13 protein-coding genes and 3 tRNA genes are annotated in these 15801 nt (G+C 60.6%); 8 read left to right on the forward strand and 8 right to left on the reverse strand.

Features of this window, described 5'->3' with window-relative positions; all coding sequences use genetic code 11:
- Positions 1-5: 5 nt before the first annotated feature.
- On the reverse strand, positions 6-614 hold the full coding sequence (locus ACX2DJ_RS08305) for a GNAT family N-acetyltransferase (protein ID WP_462572011.1): 609 nt from the start codon (positions 612-614) through the stop codon (positions 6-8).
- Between the two features lie 67 nt (positions 615-681).
- Here ACX2DJ_RS08305 and ACX2DJ_RS08310 point away from each other — a divergent pair, with 67 nt between their 5' ends.
- Positions 682-1422 (forward strand): sulfite exporter TauE/SafE family protein, encoded by a 741-nt coding sequence (locus ACX2DJ_RS08310; RefSeq protein WP_462572012.1) that lies wholly within the window; start codon positions 682-684, stop codon positions 1420-1422.
- Positions 1423-1449: 27 nt separating this feature from the next.
- Here ACX2DJ_RS08310 and ACX2DJ_RS08315 read toward each other — a convergent pair.
- Positions 1450-1524, reverse strand: a tRNA-Asn gene (locus tag ACX2DJ_RS08315).
- A gap of 108 nt (positions 1525-1632) precedes the next feature.
- Complete coding sequence (locus ACX2DJ_RS08320; RefSeq protein WP_462572013.1) at positions 1633-2421, reverse strand: NAD kinase; 789 nt, start codon at positions 2419-2421, stop codon at positions 1633-1635.
- Positions 2422-2537: 116 nt separating this feature from the next.
- Here ACX2DJ_RS08320 and ACX2DJ_RS08325 point away from each other — a divergent pair, with 116 nt between their 5' ends.
- Positions 2538-3347, forward strand: a complete 810-nt coding sequence (locus tag ACX2DJ_RS08325) for an EAL domain-containing protein (protein ID WP_462572014.1) — start codon at positions 2538-2540, stop codon at positions 3345-3347.
- On the opposite strand, the gene mfd is transcribed toward ACX2DJ_RS08325, so the two are convergent.
- From mfd to ACX2DJ_RS08340, 3 genes are all read right to left on the reverse strand, one after another.
- Complete coding sequence (gene mfd, locus ACX2DJ_RS08330; protein WP_462572015.1) at positions 3344-6823, reverse strand: transcription-repair coupling factor; 3480 nt, start codon at positions 6821-6823, stop codon at positions 3344-3346. The genes ACX2DJ_RS08325 and mfd overlap by 4 nt on opposite strands.
- 14 nt (positions 6824-6837) lie before the next feature.
- Complete coding sequence (locus ACX2DJ_RS08335) at positions 6838-7116, reverse strand: FAD assembly factor SdhE (RefSeq protein WP_462572016.1); 279 nt, start codon at positions 7114-7116, stop codon at positions 6838-6840.
- A 77-nt stretch (positions 7117-7193) separates the two neighbouring features.
- Positions 7194-7622: a hypothetical protein gene (locus ACX2DJ_RS08340; RefSeq protein ID WP_462572018.1), complete on the reverse strand. Its 429-nt coding sequence runs from the start codon at positions 7620-7622 to the stop codon at positions 7194-7196.
- A 178-nt stretch (positions 7623-7800) separates the two neighbouring features.
- On the opposite strand from ACX2DJ_RS08340, the gene recG reads away from it, so the two are divergent.
- A complete protein-coding gene (recG, locus tag ACX2DJ_RS08345; protein WP_462572019.1) occupies positions 7801-9861 on the forward strand; it encodes an ATP-dependent DNA helicase RecG in 2061 nt (686 codons plus the stop codon).
- 37 nt (positions 9862-9898) lie between these two features.
- Here recG and ACX2DJ_RS08350 read toward each other — a convergent pair whose 3' ends face one another.
- Together ACX2DJ_RS08350 and ACX2DJ_RS08355 are read right to left on the reverse strand one after the other, a co-directional pair.
- Positions 9899-10657 carry an SDR family NAD(P)-dependent oxidoreductase gene (locus ACX2DJ_RS08350; RefSeq protein WP_462572022.1) on the reverse strand — a complete coding sequence of 253 codons (759 nt, stop codon included), beginning with the start codon at positions 10655-10657 and terminating at the stop codon, positions 9899-9901.
- A 76-nt stretch (positions 10658-10733) separates the two neighbouring features.
- A tRNA-Pro gene (locus ACX2DJ_RS08355) sits at positions 10734-10810 on the reverse strand.
- Positions 10811-10922: 112 nt separating this feature from the next.
- Here ACX2DJ_RS08355 and thyA point away from each other — a divergent pair.
- The 5 genes from thyA to ACX2DJ_RS08380 all read left to right on the forward strand — a co-directional run bounded on the left by thyA (position 10923) and on the right by ACX2DJ_RS08380 (position 15793).
- Positions 10923-11879: a thymidylate synthase gene (gene thyA / locus ACX2DJ_RS08360; RefSeq protein WP_462572023.1), complete on the forward strand. Its 957-nt coding sequence runs from the start codon at positions 10923-10925 to the stop codon at positions 11877-11879.
- Between the two features lie 105 nt (positions 11880-11984).
- Positions 11985-13289 carry a 3-methyl-2-oxobutanoate dehydrogenase (2-methylpropanoyl-transferring) subunit alpha gene (locus ACX2DJ_RS08365; protein WP_462572024.1) on the forward strand — a complete coding sequence of 435 codons (1305 nt, stop codon included), beginning with the start codon at positions 11985-11987 and terminating at the stop codon, positions 13287-13289.
- Entirely contained in the window at positions 13286-14344 is a 1059-nt protein-coding gene (locus ACX2DJ_RS08370; RefSeq protein ID WP_462572025.1) for an alpha-ketoacid dehydrogenase subunit beta, read from the forward strand. Before ACX2DJ_RS08365 ends, ACX2DJ_RS08370 begins: the two co-directional genes overlap by 4 nt.
- Before the next feature lie 3 nt (positions 14345-14347).
- Positions 14348-15628, forward strand: a complete 1281-nt coding sequence (locus tag ACX2DJ_RS08375; RefSeq protein ID WP_462572026.1) for a dihydrolipoamide acetyltransferase family protein — start codon at positions 14348-14350, stop codon at positions 15626-15628.
- An 88-nt stretch (positions 15629-15716) separates the two neighbouring features.
- Positions 15717-15793, forward strand: a tRNA-Asp gene (locus tag ACX2DJ_RS08380).
- Positions 15794-15801: the final 8 nt, after the last annotated feature.

Genomic DNA, 15801 nt, shown 5'->3' on the forward strand with positions numbered 1-15801 from the left:
TGACTCTAGCTTGCAGGCGGGCGCGGCTGCCTGATCATGGCTTCGAGCGGGGGGCATCCTTCGATGGGATGGATCATCTCAACCCGCTCGAACCCGTGTGCGCCATAAAAGCCGCTATTTTCAGGGTTGGAGTTCTCCAGGTAAGCGGGAACTCCTTCGCGATCACATGCTGCGAGCATCGGTTTGAAAAGTTCGCGACCCAGGCCCTTGCCTTGGGCGGAGGGCCTGACACCGATGGTGAAAAGGTAAGCGTGCGGAAATTTGGGATGATGCGCTTCCATCGCATCTATCGTGCGCATGATTCGCTTCATACCGCCGGAAGAACTGCGAAGAACCGCATGCAATACGGCAGGCAAGGCTGAAGGCGGCAGGTTGCTGTTCCCGCCAGGCAGCATCCACATTGCCGCCCCTTGGTCACCCAGCCGGTAACAAAATCCGCGTTTGGTATAGAGGTGCCGTGCCAGCCCGTGGAAGGCGACTGCCATCGCGTCGTAATTGCCAAACAACCAATTGTTGAAGGGATCGCTGCGGAAGGCGTCAGCCGTGATATCTCCGATGATCCTTGCTTCGCCTGGTCCAGCAGCAGCCAACTGAGCCCCTAAATCAATCTGCATCCGAAACCTTCCTGAATTCGACCAGTATTGGCTAGCACTGGATGGCCCCGTTCACTAGTGGATCAGCATGCCCCTGCTCGTGATTGCATTTTTCATAACTGCGGCTCTCTATGCTTCAGTGGGGTTCGGCGGGGGCTCGACTTATGCCGCGCTGCTGGCGCTGTCTGGCCTGGATTACCGGCTGCTCCCCGTATTGGCGCTGGCCTGCAACATCGTGGTGGTTGCTGGCAGTTCGGTTCGTTTCGCCCGGGCCAAAGTGACGCCTTGGCGCGGCGCGATAGTGCTTACCGGGCTGGCAGCTCCTGCTGCCCTGCTGGGCGGACTTACTCCGATCGGGCGCGAGGCTTTCATGACCCTGCTGGGCGCGAGCCTGTTGCTGACCGGCGTAACCATGCTGTTGCCCATTTCCGATGCGTCCAAGGGCGAAGCACACCCCCTTGCGCGCATGGTTCCCTTCGCTGCTGTGCCCCTTGGCTATCTGGCTGGGTTGGTGGGTATTGGTGGCGGAATTTTCCTTGCTCCGCTGCTGCACCTGACGCGCTGGAACAACGCGCGCGCAATCGCGGCTACTGCCAGTTTCTTTATCCTGGTGAATTCGCTGTTCGGGCTTGCCGGGCAATTGCTCAAGAACGGGCCGCAAATGTTTGGGCAGGCGATCGGTGGCGGGTTGCCGCTACTGCTGGCAGTGGCGATTGGCGGGCAGATCGGCAGCCTGATTGCGGTTCGGTTTCTGCCGCAACGCGCAATTCGCTGGCTGACGGCGGCACTTGTGATGTGGGTGGGGGCACGGCTGCTGTGGGGGCTTTGAGCCTGCCACGCGATCAATCCCGCGAAATGGCTCCCCGAGTTGGATTCGAACCAACGACCAAGTGATTAACAGTCACCTACTCTACCGCTGAGCTATCGGGGAGCAGCCTTATCGGCAGGGGTGCGCCTATATGGGTGCCGGATTCGTTTGGCAAGAGGCTGTTTTGACTTTTGCCGATGGGCGCCAATATGCACCCCGAGCGGGGCAAGGTCAGACAACGAATTGTTCTGCCACGATCCGTTCATCAAGTGCATGGCCGGGGTCAAAAAGCAGGGTCAATTCGCATTCGCGCGCAATGGCGAGCGAGACTTCGGCGACATCGCGCACTTCCTTTTGATCGGCAACGACCGAAACCGGGCGCTTGCGGGGTTCGCGTACCGTCATCTTTATCATGCTGCGATCGGGCAGGATGGCCCCGCGCCAGCGCCGCGGGCGAAACGGGCTGATCGGCGTGAGCGCCAACAATTGCGAATCTAGCGGGAGTATCGGGCCGTTGGCCGAGAGGTTGTAAGCTGTCGAGCCGGCCGGCGTCGAAACCAGCACGCCGTCGCAGACCAGCTCGGGAATGCGCACTTTGCCATCCACGGCCACTTCGATCTTGGCAGTCTGGCGAGTTTCGCGCAGCAGTGAAACTTCGTTTATGGCAAAAAAGCGATGCGTGCCATTGTCCTGCGTTACGGCATCCATGCACAGGGGAGCGATCGCAATGGCACGGGCGCGGGCCAGGCGCTTCATCACGTCCATGCCCGTGCGATAGCGATTCATGAGAAAACCAATTGTGCCGAGATTGACGCCGTAGGCGGGGATCACCCGCCCCCGGTCGAGCATGGCGTGCAAGGTCTGCAGCATGAAACCGTCGCCGCCCAGAACAACTACCGCATCGGCCTGCTCGAGCGGAGTCCATTCGCGCGTAGGCAAGAGCTCGGCATAGGCTGCCTGTGCCCGCTCCGTATCCGAAGCGATCAAGGCAATGCGCTGTAATTCCTGAATCTTGGCCAAGTGGTTGTCCCTTTCGCCCGCTTGCCGGTTGCCTTCTCTATGGCGGGTTGTGCCATTTTTCAACGGATGCGATTCTTTGCGGGCGCTCTTTCGCTGCGGGGTGTAACTGACCGGACATGGCGATACTCGACCGAACCAGGCACTCAGAGCCGAAAACTTTCCTGTTTGCGCAGTCTTCTGGAACTTTAGCCGACGAACTTGAGCTGGCGTTGCGGCTTGGCCAGATCGAGATCCGGTTTCAGCCGCAATTTTCCTGCGCGAACGGTCGCTTGATCGGCGCAGAAGCCCTCGCGCGGTGGATACACCCCTCATATGGCAAGATCAGTGCACATGAACTGTTTGAGCTTGCTGCCGCGGCCGGGCTTGCAAACGAACTGCCATGGCATGTGTTCTCGCTGGCGATCCGGCAGGCAGGGGAATGGCCAATTGGGCTGGACCTGTCGCTCAACGTGACCTCCAGGCAATTGTTGGGGGAGGGCTTTGTGGCCCGGGTGATAGCCGAGCTATCATCGAGCGGCCTGGATCCGCATCAAGTGACGTTGGAAATCACCGAAGAGCTGCTGCTGGACGATCTCGATCTCGCTGCGCGCCGGCTGGTAGCCTTGCGGGACCATGGGCTACGCATCGCTTTGGACGATTTTGGTGCAGGATTTTGTAATTTTGACTATCTCAAGCGCCTGCCGCTCGATGCACTGAAGCTCGATCGTTCGATGGTGCAGGGCGTTGCGACAAGTGAGCGTGATCGGGCTGTGCTGCGCGCGATCGTAACACTGGCAGGGGCACTTGAACTCGATGTCGTGGCCGAAGGGATCGAAGAAGCATCACAGCGTGATGCGGTGATCGAGGAGGGCTGTACCTATTGGCAGGGCTATCTAGGCGCAAAGCCGCTGACCCGCGCTGCGCTAATGACAATGCTTGAAGCTTAGGCCGCTTTGGTCGCCTTTCTGGCGATGTTCGACAATCCCTTGGTAAGCTGGATCAGCCCGTTGAGGCGGCTTTGTGGATCGCCCCAGGCACGGTTGATCACCAGTTTCATGTCAGGTCGTAACTTGGCCGTACCCTGCAAGCGTTCGACATAGGCAAGCAGGCCTGCGGGGTCGGGGAAATCATCCTTGTGGAAGCTTACCAGCGTCCCGCGTGCACCAACGTCAATCTTGGCGATGTTGGCCTGGATCGCCTGGTGCTTGATTTCGATCAGCCGAACGAGGTTAGCTGTGGCGGCGGGCAGCGGACCGAAGCGATCGATCATCTCTGCCGCCAGCGCTTCGATCTCTGCCTTGTCTCTGGCATCGTTGAGACGCCTGTATAGCGCCATGCGCACCGCCAAATCGGGCACATAATCTTCGGGGATCATGATCGGTGCGTCGACGGTAATCTGCGGGCTCAGAGTGTCGCGTTCTGCCGACAGGCCCGTTTCCCCCGCCTTTGCCGCCAGGATCGCGTCTTCGAGCATTGATTGGTAAAGCTCGAAGCCAACCTCGCGGATATGGCCCGATTGCTCATCTCCCAGCAGATTTCCGGCACCCCGGATATCAAGATCATGGCTGGCAAGCTGGAATCCAGCGCCAAGCGAATCAAGATCGCCCAATACTTTCAGGCGCTTTTCAGCCACTTCTGAAAGCTGGACACCCTTTTCATAGGTGAGATAGGCATAGGCACGCAGTTTTGCGCGCCCTACGCGTCCGCGCAGCTGATAGAGCTGGGCCAGGCCGAACCGGTCGGCGCGGTGGATGATGATGGTATTGGCGCTGGGTATATCGAGGCCGGATTCGACGATGGTGGTCGAGAGCAGCACATCATATTTGCGGTCGTAGAAAGCGCTCATGCGCTCTTCCACTTCGCTGGCGCTCATCTGCCCGTGAGCGGAGATGACCTTCACTTCGGGGGCGTGCTCGCGCAGCCACTCCTCGACCTCGGCCATGTCTGAAATGCGCGGAACCACGATGAAGCTCTGTCCGCCGCGATGGTGCTCGCGCAGCAGCGCCTCCCGCATCACCATGTCGTCCCATTCCATCACATAAGTGCGCACGGCCAATCGGTCGACCGGAGGGGTCTGGATGGTCGAAAGCTCGCGCAGCCCTGTCATTGCCATCTGTAAGGTGCGCGGAATAGGCGTGGCGGTAAGCGTCAGCACATGCACGTCGGTGCGCAGCGCCTTCAAGCGTTCCTTGTGGGTGACGCCGAAACGCTGTTCCTCATCGACAATCACCAGCCCCAGATTGCGAAACTTGGTGCTTTTCGACAGGATCGCATGGGTGCCGATCACGATATCGACATCGCCTTTCTCCAGCCCCACGCGCGTGTCTGACATTTCCTTCGCCGGGACCAGACGCGAGAGCCGCCCGACCTTGAGCGGGAAGCCGGAAAAACGCTCGGCGAAACTGGTGTAATGCTGGCGCGCCAGAAGGGTGGTTGGAGCGACCACAGCGACCTGCTGGCCGCTCATCGCAGCGACAAAGGCTGCTCGCAGCGCAACCTCGGTCTTGCCGAAACCGACATCGCCGCACACCAGCCGGTCCATCGGCTTGCCGCTTTCCAGATCGTGCAGCACATCGGAAATAGCCGCATCCTGGTCGTCGGTTTCTTCCCACGGGAACTTCTCGACAAACTGGTTGTAGGCTGACGGTTCGGGTTCGAGTACCGGCGCCTTTCTCAATGCGCGCAGTGCAGCGATCTGCATCAGTTCGCTGGCGATCTCGCGGATGCGCTCTTTCAGCCGCGCACGACGTTTCTGCCAACCTTCGCCTCCGAGCCGGTCAAGCATCACCGCGTCTTCGGATGAACCATAGCGCGACAGGACGTCAATGTTCTCGACCGGGATGTAGAGCTTGTCGCCGCCGCGATACTCGAGCATCACGCAATCGTGCTGGCTCTTGCCAACGGCAATGGGCTCAAGCCCCAGATATTTGCCGATCCCGTGTTCGACATGGACCACCAGATCGCCGCGATTGAGCGATTGCAATTCCGCCAGAAAAGCGTCCGAATCCTTGCGCCGTTTTCGGCGACGAACCAGCCGATCGCCCAGAACGTCCTGTTCGGTGAGCAATTCCAGCTCGCTATTGGCGAAGCCGCTTTCCAGCGGAAGCACCATGGCAACGGCTTGACCCTTGGCCGAAAATCCCAGTGCTTCCTGCCAGCTGTCAGCCAGCTTTACGCTGCAACCTGCTTCACCCAGGATTGAGGCGATGCGCGCGCGGCTGCCGGTTGAATAGGCCGCGAGCAGGGGGCGCTTACCCGATTTTCCAAGCGCCGAAAGATGCTTCGCGGCCAGCTCATAAACATTGTCACCGCGCGCTCGGTCGGGTGCAAAGTCGCGCGCCGACAAAAAGCCGAAGTCGATCACGCCATCGCTTTCCGGTTCGGCAAAGATCACGCTGCGATGAACGCCATGATCCACCAATTTGGCGTCAAACTCATCCTTGCCGAGATAGAGCGCGTCCTCGGCAAGCGGGCGATAGCTACCAGCGGCCTGGCCAGCTACCTTCTGACGTGCATGGTGATAGTCTGTGACATCCCTGAATCGCTCATCTGCGGCGCCCATCGCGCCATTGTCGATGACCAACACATCGTCGGGCGAAAGATAGTCGAACAAGGTGGCCAGTCGATCTTCGAACAGCGGTAGCCAGTGTTCCATCCCGGCGAGGCGGCGCCCTTCGCTGACAGCTTCATATAGCGGATCCTGAGTTGAAGCCGCGCCGAACAGTTCGCGATAACGGCCGCGAAAACGCTTGATGCTACCCTCGTCAAGCAGCGCTTCGCTTGCCGGAAGCAGCAAATGTTCGTCGAGCGTGCCCACCGTCATCTGTGTGCCGGGATCAAAAAGGCGCAAGCTTTCGATCTCGTCGCCGAAGAAATCGAGCCGCAGGCCCTGTTCGAGACTGGAGGGGAAGATGTCGACGATCGATCCGCGCAGCGCATATTCGCCGTGGTCCACCACTGTATCGGTGCGCGAATAGCCTTGCCGCTGGAGAAGCGCGGAAAGGCTGGCATGCCCGATCGTTGTGCCCGGCCTGAATTCGCGAACGCTCTCGCGAATGCGGAACGGAGTGAGCACACGCTGGAGCGCCGCATTGGCGGTGGTGACGAGCAGTTGCGAACCTGCCCCGCCAGCTTGCAGGCGGTGCAGCGCCGCGAGCCGTTTGGCGCTTACCGAAAGGGCTGGGCTGGCCCTGTCATAAGGCAGGCAGTCCCAGGCCGGAAACTCGATCACTTCAAGCTCGGGGGCGAAGAACTGTGCGGCGTCGGCCACCGCGCGCATTGCGGCCTCGTCGGGCGCGATGAACACCGCGCGCGTCTTGGCTGCTCGTGCCAGGTCGCTCATTACCAATGGCTGCGCGCCGCGCGCGACCGAAGCGAGTGTCAGCGGCTTCGTAGCCGAAAGGACGCGAGAAAAGTCAGGCATGGGATATCAACCGATCAGCGCGGGATATCGACATAATCAAGCCGCTGCATAAGTTCCATGAGCAGGCCGGCAAATCGCTCAGGCACCGGCGCGGTTTGCAGAGCCCAGGCCATTACATCAACATCGTCTTCGTCGAGCAACGCTTCGAACCAGCGCAATTCCGCTTCGTTCCATTCAGTATGGTATCGGTCGAAATACCCGCCGACCATGAAATCGGCTTCGCGCGTGCCGCGATGCCAGGCGCGGAATTTGGCACGTGCCAGGCGGGCTTCGAAAGTCAGGGCATCGGACATGGAACAGGAGCGCCACTCAATTAGGGAATGGCGCCCCTGTGTCTGATCATCTGCCTGCGATCAAGTGCAGTATCGCATCACGGGTGGGTGTGGCTGAAGGTCGTCACCGAATTGGCAATGAGCGCTTCGTCCTCTTCCCATATCTTCTTGGCTTCTTCCTCGCTTCCGGCAACCTTGATCAGTGCCTTGCGGAACGCCGCCTGTTCGGGCGAGGCGTGGGAATCTAGCGAGGCCATGCCGCGCGGCATTTCGAATACCATCATGATGTCCCAGGGGCCGCCCATCAGCCAGTGCACGGTTGGACGTTTGAGACCTGCTTCATCGGTCGCCGGACCGAAATACTTCTCTCCCAGTTCATTCCAGCGGTTGCCAGAACCCGGTTTGAACTTGAGGTACTCGATTCTGTAGGTAGTGCGCGCTTCATCGGGCTCGTCCTGGGCAAATGCCGGGGCTGCGCCGAGTGCCATGGAAGCTGCGGCTAAGGCAATTGTAAGCTTGCGGATCATATCTAGTCCCCTCTGTTGATAGTCCGCGACCCGTGAGGCTACGCCGGATCAGTGCAGAGAGGATGCGACCTTTCCCCCCAAAAACGTCGCCTGTTCCCCTTTTAGAGCGCAAAAAAGCTCCACTGGCAAGCGCTGCGGGGTGCTTCGCACAACGTGTCAAAACGGCTAGGGAAATGTCATGCGTCCTGAAGTCCTAAACCCGTTGTTCGTCGAGATAGATGCACTTGAAGGCGTAGGCCCCAAGGTGAAGAAACCGCTCGACAAGCTCGGGCTCACCAGGGTGCGGGACCTCGCTTATCATCTGCCAGAGCGCTTCGTGTCTCGGCGCGCGGTGGAATCGCTCGACGATGCGGGCGAGGGCGAGCAGATCGTGATCGCGCTCACGCCTACCGAACATCGTGCCGCGCGCAACAACCGCGGGCCATACCGGGTGCTGGCGCAGGATAGCGTCGGCAATATTTGCGCGTTGACCTATTTCGGGCGGGCCTCGTTCGGTGCGAAAAAACAGCTGCCGGTAGGCGAGAAGCGCTGGGTGGCCGGCCGGCTCGACCGCTATGGCGACATGCTGCAGATTGTTCACCCCGACCATGTCGAGAAGGAGGGTGGGGCAACCCTCGCGCGGCTGTGCGAACCGGTTTATTCACTGTCTGAAGGACTGACCCAGCCGCGTGTTGCAGGCTTGGTGCAACAAGCGCTCGCACGTTTGCCCGAATTGCCCGAATGGATCGAACCTACACAGTTTGAAAAGGCGGGGTGGCCGATTTGGCGCGATGCGCTGCGTCTGGCGCACAAGGCGGAAAACACGCCGGCGCGCGACCGGCTCGCCTATGACGAGTTGCTGGCGAACTCGCTGGCGCTGATGCTGGTTCGCGCAGACAATCGCCGCCGGAAAGGGCAACCGCTGGCAGGCGATGGGCGCCTGCGCGGTAAGCTGCAACTTCCGTTCCCGCTCACTGGGGCGCAGGTGCGCTCGATCGGCGAAATCGAGGGCGACCTCGCGCAGCAGGCGCCGATGCTGCGCCTGCTGCAAGGTGACGTGGGCGCGGGCAAGACCGTGGTTGCGCTCTATGCCATGCTGATCGCGAATGAGGCTGGCAAGCAGGCGGCGCTGCTGGCGCCTACCGAAATTCTTGCGCGGCAGCATTACGAAACGCTGCGCCAGATGGCCGCCCCGACCGGCGTGGAGATTGCGTTGCTAACGGGCAGGGACAAGGGCAAGGCGCGCGAAAGCATATTGATGGGTCTGCTCGATGGTTCGATCGATATCGTTGTGGGCACGCATGCGATTTTCCAGGAAAGCGTGAACTACAAGGACCTTGGGCTGGTCGTCATCGACGAGCAGCATCGCTTTGGCGTCGCACAACGCTTGCAACTCGCCAGCAAGGGCAAGACCTCGCCGCACACACTGGCGATGACCGCCACTCCAATCCCGCGCACGCTCACCCTTGCGCAATATGGCGAGATGGACGTCAGCCGGCTGGACGAGATGCCGCCCGGGCGAAAGCCGATCATTACCCGCGTGATGTCGATGGAGCGAATAGGCGAGATCGTTGACGGGATCGCGCGTCACCTGGCCACCGGGCAACAGGCCTTCTGGGTCTGCCCCATGGTGCATGAAAGCGAAAGCGCCGACCTGGCAGCTGCCGAGGCGCGCTACGCCGCGCTGAAGGAGCGCTTTGGCGAGGATGTCGTGCTGGTCCACGGACAACTCGCTCCCGAGGCCAAGGATGCCGCGATGGAGCGCTTCGTAGCGGGCGAGGCGAGGCTGATGGTGGCGACTACTGTGATCGAGGTTGGCGTGGATGTGCCCAATGCCACGCTGGTGGTGGTCGAGCAGGCCGAGCATTTCGGCCTCGCGCAACTCCACCAGCTACGCGGGCGCGTGGGGCGCGGATCGGAACAGGCGGTGTGCCTTCTGCTGCGCAGCGATAAACTGTCGGAAACGGCACGAAGGCGGCTCGCGCTGATGCGTGAAACGCAGGATGGCTTCCGCATTGCGGAGGAGGATCTCGAGCTACGCGGCGGGGGCGAATTGCTGGGCACGCGGCAATCGGGCGACACGCCGTTTCGCGTCGCCAACCTTGAGCAGATAACGCGCCTGCTTCCCGCCGCCCATGCGGATGCGCGGCTGCTGATCGAGCGCGATGGCGGCCTGGCGAGCGAGCGCGGGCAGGCGGCTCGCTTGCTCCTCTACCTGTTCGAGCGTGACTGGGGTGTGCAACTGCTGCGCGGCGGCTAGCCACCAAAGTGCCGGGACCCCGGGGCCGAAGCCCGGCTCAACTGATAGACAGCCCCCCGTCGACCGGCAGGCACTGCCCGGTAATGTAATCGCTGTGCGATGAGGCGAAGAATACCGCGAGCCCCTCCAGCCCCTTGTGGTCGCCAAAACGCCGCAAGGGAATGCGCTTGGTCATCCATTCAGCGAAGCGAGGATCGGCCTGGGCAGTCAGATCGGTCTCGTAAAAACCGAACAGCAAGGCGTTGGCGGTGATCTTGTAGCGCGCCAGTTCGAATGCTGCGGCGCGGGTTAGCCCGTTCACTGCCGCTTTTGACGCGGCGTAGTTGGAGCTGCGATTGACGCCCATGATCGATTGGCCTGACGAGGTAGCGATCAGCTTCCCGCCTTCGCCTCGTTCGACCATGTGTTCGCTCACATAGCGATAGGTAAGCGCCGGCCCGCGCGCATTGACCGCCATAACCCTGTCCCACGCCTCGGCGGTCATTTCGGGCAAGGCCATGCCCTGGCCGATCCCGGCATTGGCGAAGCAGATGTCCACCTTGCCGAGGCGGTCCAGTGTCGAAGCCATGGCAGAGGCGATCGTTTCCTCTTCCGCCACATCGCATGGAAAGGCGACCGCCGTCCCGCTGCCAAGCGCATTGAGCTCATCGACGGCAGCAGCGTTCTTGGCTTCATTGCGCGCCCAGATCGCGACATCGGCCCCGGATTTGATGAGCCCACGAGCAAAGGAGAGCCCGATGCCGCTATTGCCGCCGGTAATGACTGCGGTCTTCCCGCTTAGGTTGAACAGGTTCATGACCCTAAGCGTGCCCGATACGAACGGCGCGGGCAACTATCACGAAAGCAGTAGAGAAAAATCCATGCAAGGAAACTGGTCGGGGAGAGAGGATTCGAACCTCCGGCCCCTGCCTCCCGAAGACAGTGCTCTACCAGGCTGAGCTACTCCCCGACCGTGTCGTGCCCACGAAGCTGAAAAAAGCTGTGGGACGAGGCAAGGCGCGCCCTATAGGAGCGCGCGCACGGGGTGGCAAGCGGGCAAATGCAGGTTTAGGGATGGTGGCATGGCCAGCGCTGCGATTCCCTCTGCCGACATCCCCTCGCGCCATCCCGAATGGCAATATCTCGACCTCATGCGCCAGATCTGGGAGCACGGCAGCGAGCGCGTTGACCGCACCGGGGTAGGGACGCGTTCTATCGCCGGGGTGATGCTGCGATTCGATCTGGCAGGCGGAGCGATGCCGCTGCTGACCACCAAGCGGGTCTATTGGAAAACCGCCACGCGCGAGATGCTGTGGTTCCTTACCGGCGAAACCAATATCCGCCCTCTGGTGCTACAGGGCGTGAAGATCTGGAACGAGTGGCCGCATGCGCGCTACATTAAGGAAACCGGAGACGACATTCCGCTCGACGATTTCGTGGCACGGATCGCCGAGGACGAGGAATTCGCGGCAAAGTGGGGCGATCTTGGCCCGGTCTATGGCAAGCAGTGGGTCGATTGGCCTACCTGGCGCTATCGTGCCGACGGGCTTTACGAAAGGGGCGAAGGGATCAATCAGGTCGCCGAAGTGGTGGCAAGCCTAAAGAACAATCCCGGTAGCCGCCGCCATATCATCGAGGGATGGAACGTGGCCGAGCTTGACCGGATGGCGCTGCCGCCGTGTCACAAGACTTACCAGTTCCATGTGGCCGGAAACCGCCTCAACTGCCTGCTCTATCAGCGCAGCTGCGATGTGGCGCTGGGCCTGCCGTTCAACCTGTGGTCTGCGGCGTTGCTGATGCGAATGATGGCGCAGCAGACCGATCTGGAGCCGGGCGAACTGGTGTGGATGGGCGGGGATGTGCACCTCTACCTCAACCACGAAGATCTGATCACCGAGCAGCTCAGCCGGGAACCAACCGGGCATCCGGTGCTTGAGATCAAGCGCAGGCCGGAAACAATTTTCGATTACCGGATCGAGGATTTCGTTGTGCATGATTACGCGCCGCTAGCTCCCATCAAGGCACCTGTTGCGGTCTGATCCCTTAGACATGCATCTGCTTGACCAACTGCGCGGTGTGAAATAAAATAACGCGCACTTAAAAGATTGCTACAGACCTGCATCAGGCAGGGGGAGAGCCAGGATATGGCCGACAGGCCTGACACTTCACGCCCGTCCGGCAGCAACAAGCCGGCGCTTGAGTTGCACGTTCCCGAGCCGAAGTATCGGCCCGGCGACGAGGTGGATTACAGTGACCTGGATATTCCCGCACCAGGTGCGCAGCCGCGCCCTGACGAGACGGCCGATCCCAAGGATATGCGCGAACTCGCCTATGGATTGGTGCGCGTGCTGGGCGAAGATCACCAGACACACGGGCCGTGGGATCCCAAGCTCGATCCCGATACTCTTCGGACAATGCTGTACAACATGGCACTGGTGCGGGCTTTTGATGACCGCATGTTTCGCGGTCAACGCCAGGGCAAGACCAGCTTTTACATGAAATGCACTGGCGAAGAGGCAACCAGCGTTGCCGCTGCCATGGCGCTGGCGTCAGATGACATGGTGTTTCCGAGTTACCGCCAGCAAGGCATATTGATCGCGCGCGGCTATCCCATCGTCGACATGATCAACCAGATCTACTCGAACAAGGGCGACAAGCTGAAGGGTCGCCAGCTGCCGATCATGTATTCCAGCCGCGAGCACAGCTTCTTCTCGATCTCGGGCAACCTCGCCACGCAGACCCCGCAGGCGGTAGGCTGGGCGATGGCCAGCGCGATCAAGGGCGACAGCCGGATTGCGGCGACCTGGGTGGGGGAAGGGTCTACTGCAGAGGGCGATTTCCATTCCGCCTGCACCTTTGCCGCAGTCTATAACGCGCCGGTGATCCTGAACGTGATCAATAACCAATGGGCGATCTCCAGCTTCTCCGGCTTCGCCGGGGCTGAACGCACCACCTTTGCCGCGCGCGCGCTGGGTTATGGCCTGGCGGGTCTCAGGGTCGACGGCAACGATGCATTGGCCTGCTATGCCGCGCAGCAATGGGCGGCCACACGCGCCCGTGCGAATGCCGGGCCGACGCTGATCGAATATTTCACCTATCGCGCAGAGGGGCATTCGACATCGGACGACCCAAGCGGGTACCGCAGCGCCCAGGAACGCGAGGAGTGGCCGCTGGGTGATCCAGTCATGCGCCTGAAGCGGCATTTGATCGCGATCGGCGAATGGGATCTTGAACGACAGGAAAAGATGGATCTCGAATGTGCCGAACGGGTCAAGGCAGCGACCAAGGAGGCCGAGAAGAACGGCATTCTCGGCCACGGCATGCATCATCCGTTCCACACCATGTTCGAGGATGTTTACGAAGAACTGCCCTGGCATCTTGAAGAGCAGGCCGCGCAGGCGATTCGCGAACGCGAGATCAAATGGCCCGAAGGAAGGCCCAAATCATGAGCGGCCAGGTGAGCGAAGCAGCTATTCAGGACGGCGTGACCGAACGCCGCATGAACATGATCGACGCGATCAATGATGCGCTCGACATCATGCTTGAGCGCGATCCCGATGTGATCGTGATGGGCGAGGACGTGGGCTATTTCGGCGGCGTTTTCCGCTGCACCGCGGGCCTGCAGGAAAAACATGGTAAAACCCGCGTGTTCGATACGCCGATCAGTGAATGCGGGATCATTGGCGTTGCCGTGGGGATGGGGGCTTATGGCCTGCGCCCGGTTCCGGAAATCCAGTTTGCAGACTATATCTATCCCGGCCTTGACCAGCTGATTTCCGAGGCAGCGCGACTGCGCTATCGCTCCGCTTGCGATTACATTGCGCCGCTTACCGTGCGCTCACCCTTTGGCGGGGGCATCTTCGGCGGGCAGACCCACAGTCAGAGCCCGGAGGCAATCTTCACCCATGTTTCAGGGCTGAAAACGGTGATCCCGTCAACGCCATACGATGCCAAGGGCCTGCTTATCTCGGCGATCGAAGATAATGACCCCGTGATTTTCTTCGAACCCAAGCGGATTTATAACGGGCCGTTCTCAGGCTATTACGACAAGCCTGTCGAACCGTGGAAGAAGCACCCGCAAAGCATTGTTCCCGAAGGATATTACAAGATCCCGCTGGGCAAGGCGCGCAAGGTTACCGAAGGGGATGCGTTGACCATTCTCGCTTATGGCACAATGGTACACGTCGCCGAGGCAGTGTGCCGCGAGAAAGGCGTCGATGCGGAGATCCTCGATTTGCGGACGCTGGTACCGCTCGATATCGAGGCAATCGAGGCATCTGTTGAAAAGACCGGCCGCTGCATGATCGTGCACGAAGCCACCCGAACTTCAGGCTTCGGGGCTGAGCTCTCCGCGCTCGTTACCGAACGCTGCTTTTACCACCTCGAAGCACCGGTCGAGCGCGTGACCGGTTTCGACACACCCTATCCGCACAGCCTCGAATGGGCCTATTTCCCCGGTCCCGTGCGCATTGGCGATGCGATCGACAAGATTCTGAAGGACTGAACAATGGCGAAATTCACCTTCAACATGCCCGATGTCGGCGAAGGCGTTGCTGAGGCCGAAATCGTGGAATGGCACGTAAAGGTTGGCGATACTATCCGCGAAGACCAGCACCTGGTTGACGTGATGACTGACAAGGCCACGATTGACATCGAAAGCCCGGTTGATGGCAAGGTCATCCAGGTTTCAGGCGAAGCGGGCGACACGATTGCGGTCGGCTCTATGCTGCTGGTTGTCGAGGTTGAAGGCGAAGTCGAAGATGAGGCTGACGAAGTCGCAGAGGTTGGTGAGCCGGAAAAACCCCTTCCTGTGGGAGAAGGGGTTGGGGATGGGGAGTCGACGCTCGAGACCTCGCACACCGCCGCACCCTCAGACACCCAACTCCCGGCGCCCTCGCCTATGGGAGGGGGAGAGGTAAAGGTCCTTGCCTCCCCCGCAGTGCGCCAGCGCGCGCGCGAGTTGGGCATCGATCTTGCTGAAGTGAAACCCGCCGAGGATGGCCGGATCCGGCACGGTGATCTCGACCAGTTCCTGGCCTACAATGCTGGCGGCGGTTTTGCCCCTGCTGGCCAGGCGCGCGCTGACGAGACTATCAAGGTGATCGGTTTGCGCAAACGCATTGCGCAGAACATGGCTGCCTCAAAGCGCCACATTCCGCATTTCTCCTATGTCGAGGAATGCGATGTCACCGAGCTTGAGCGCATGCGCGCTGATCTCAACGCCAATCGTGGCAGCAAGCCGAAGCTTACCATGTTGCCGCTGTTGGTCAGCGCGATTTGCCGGGTGATTCCGCGTTTCCCGATGATCAATGCCCGCTATGACGACGAAGCAGGTGTGGTGACCCGCCACGGCGCAGTGCACCTGGGCATGGCGACGCAGACCGACAACGGGCTTATGGTGCCGGTAATCCGCGATGCACAAAGCCGCAATCTGTGGCAGCTCGCGAACGAAATCGGGCGGTTGGCGCAGACCGCGCGTGATGGTTCAGCCAAGTCCGAGGAGCTTTCGGGCTCAACGCTGACGCTGACTTCACTCGGCCCGCTTGGCGGGGTGGCGCACACGCCGGTGATAAACCGGCCGGAGGTGGCAATTCTGGGTCCGAACCGGATCATCGAGCGCCCGATGTTCGTGCCGGATGGCATGGGCGGCGAGCGGATCGAGAAACGCAAATTGATGAATATCTCGATCAGCTGCGACCACCGCGTGGTCGACGGTTATGACGCGGCCAGTTTCATCCAGGAGATCAAAAAGCTCATCGAAACGCCGGTTCTGCTGCTAAGCGAATAAAGTTCTTTTTTTCGCGCCGAGGGCCGTTGACAGCATCTGTGCCCGGCCTTATTGGCGCGTCTCCCAAGAGGCGCTGCCGCCGTAATGCGCGGGTGTAGCTCAGTTGGTTAGAGTGTCGGCCTGTCACGCCGAAGGTCGCGGGTTCAAGTCCCGTCACTCGCGCCACTTGGGAC

It is taken from the genome of Altererythrobacter chaiwopuensis (assembly GCF_054957755.1).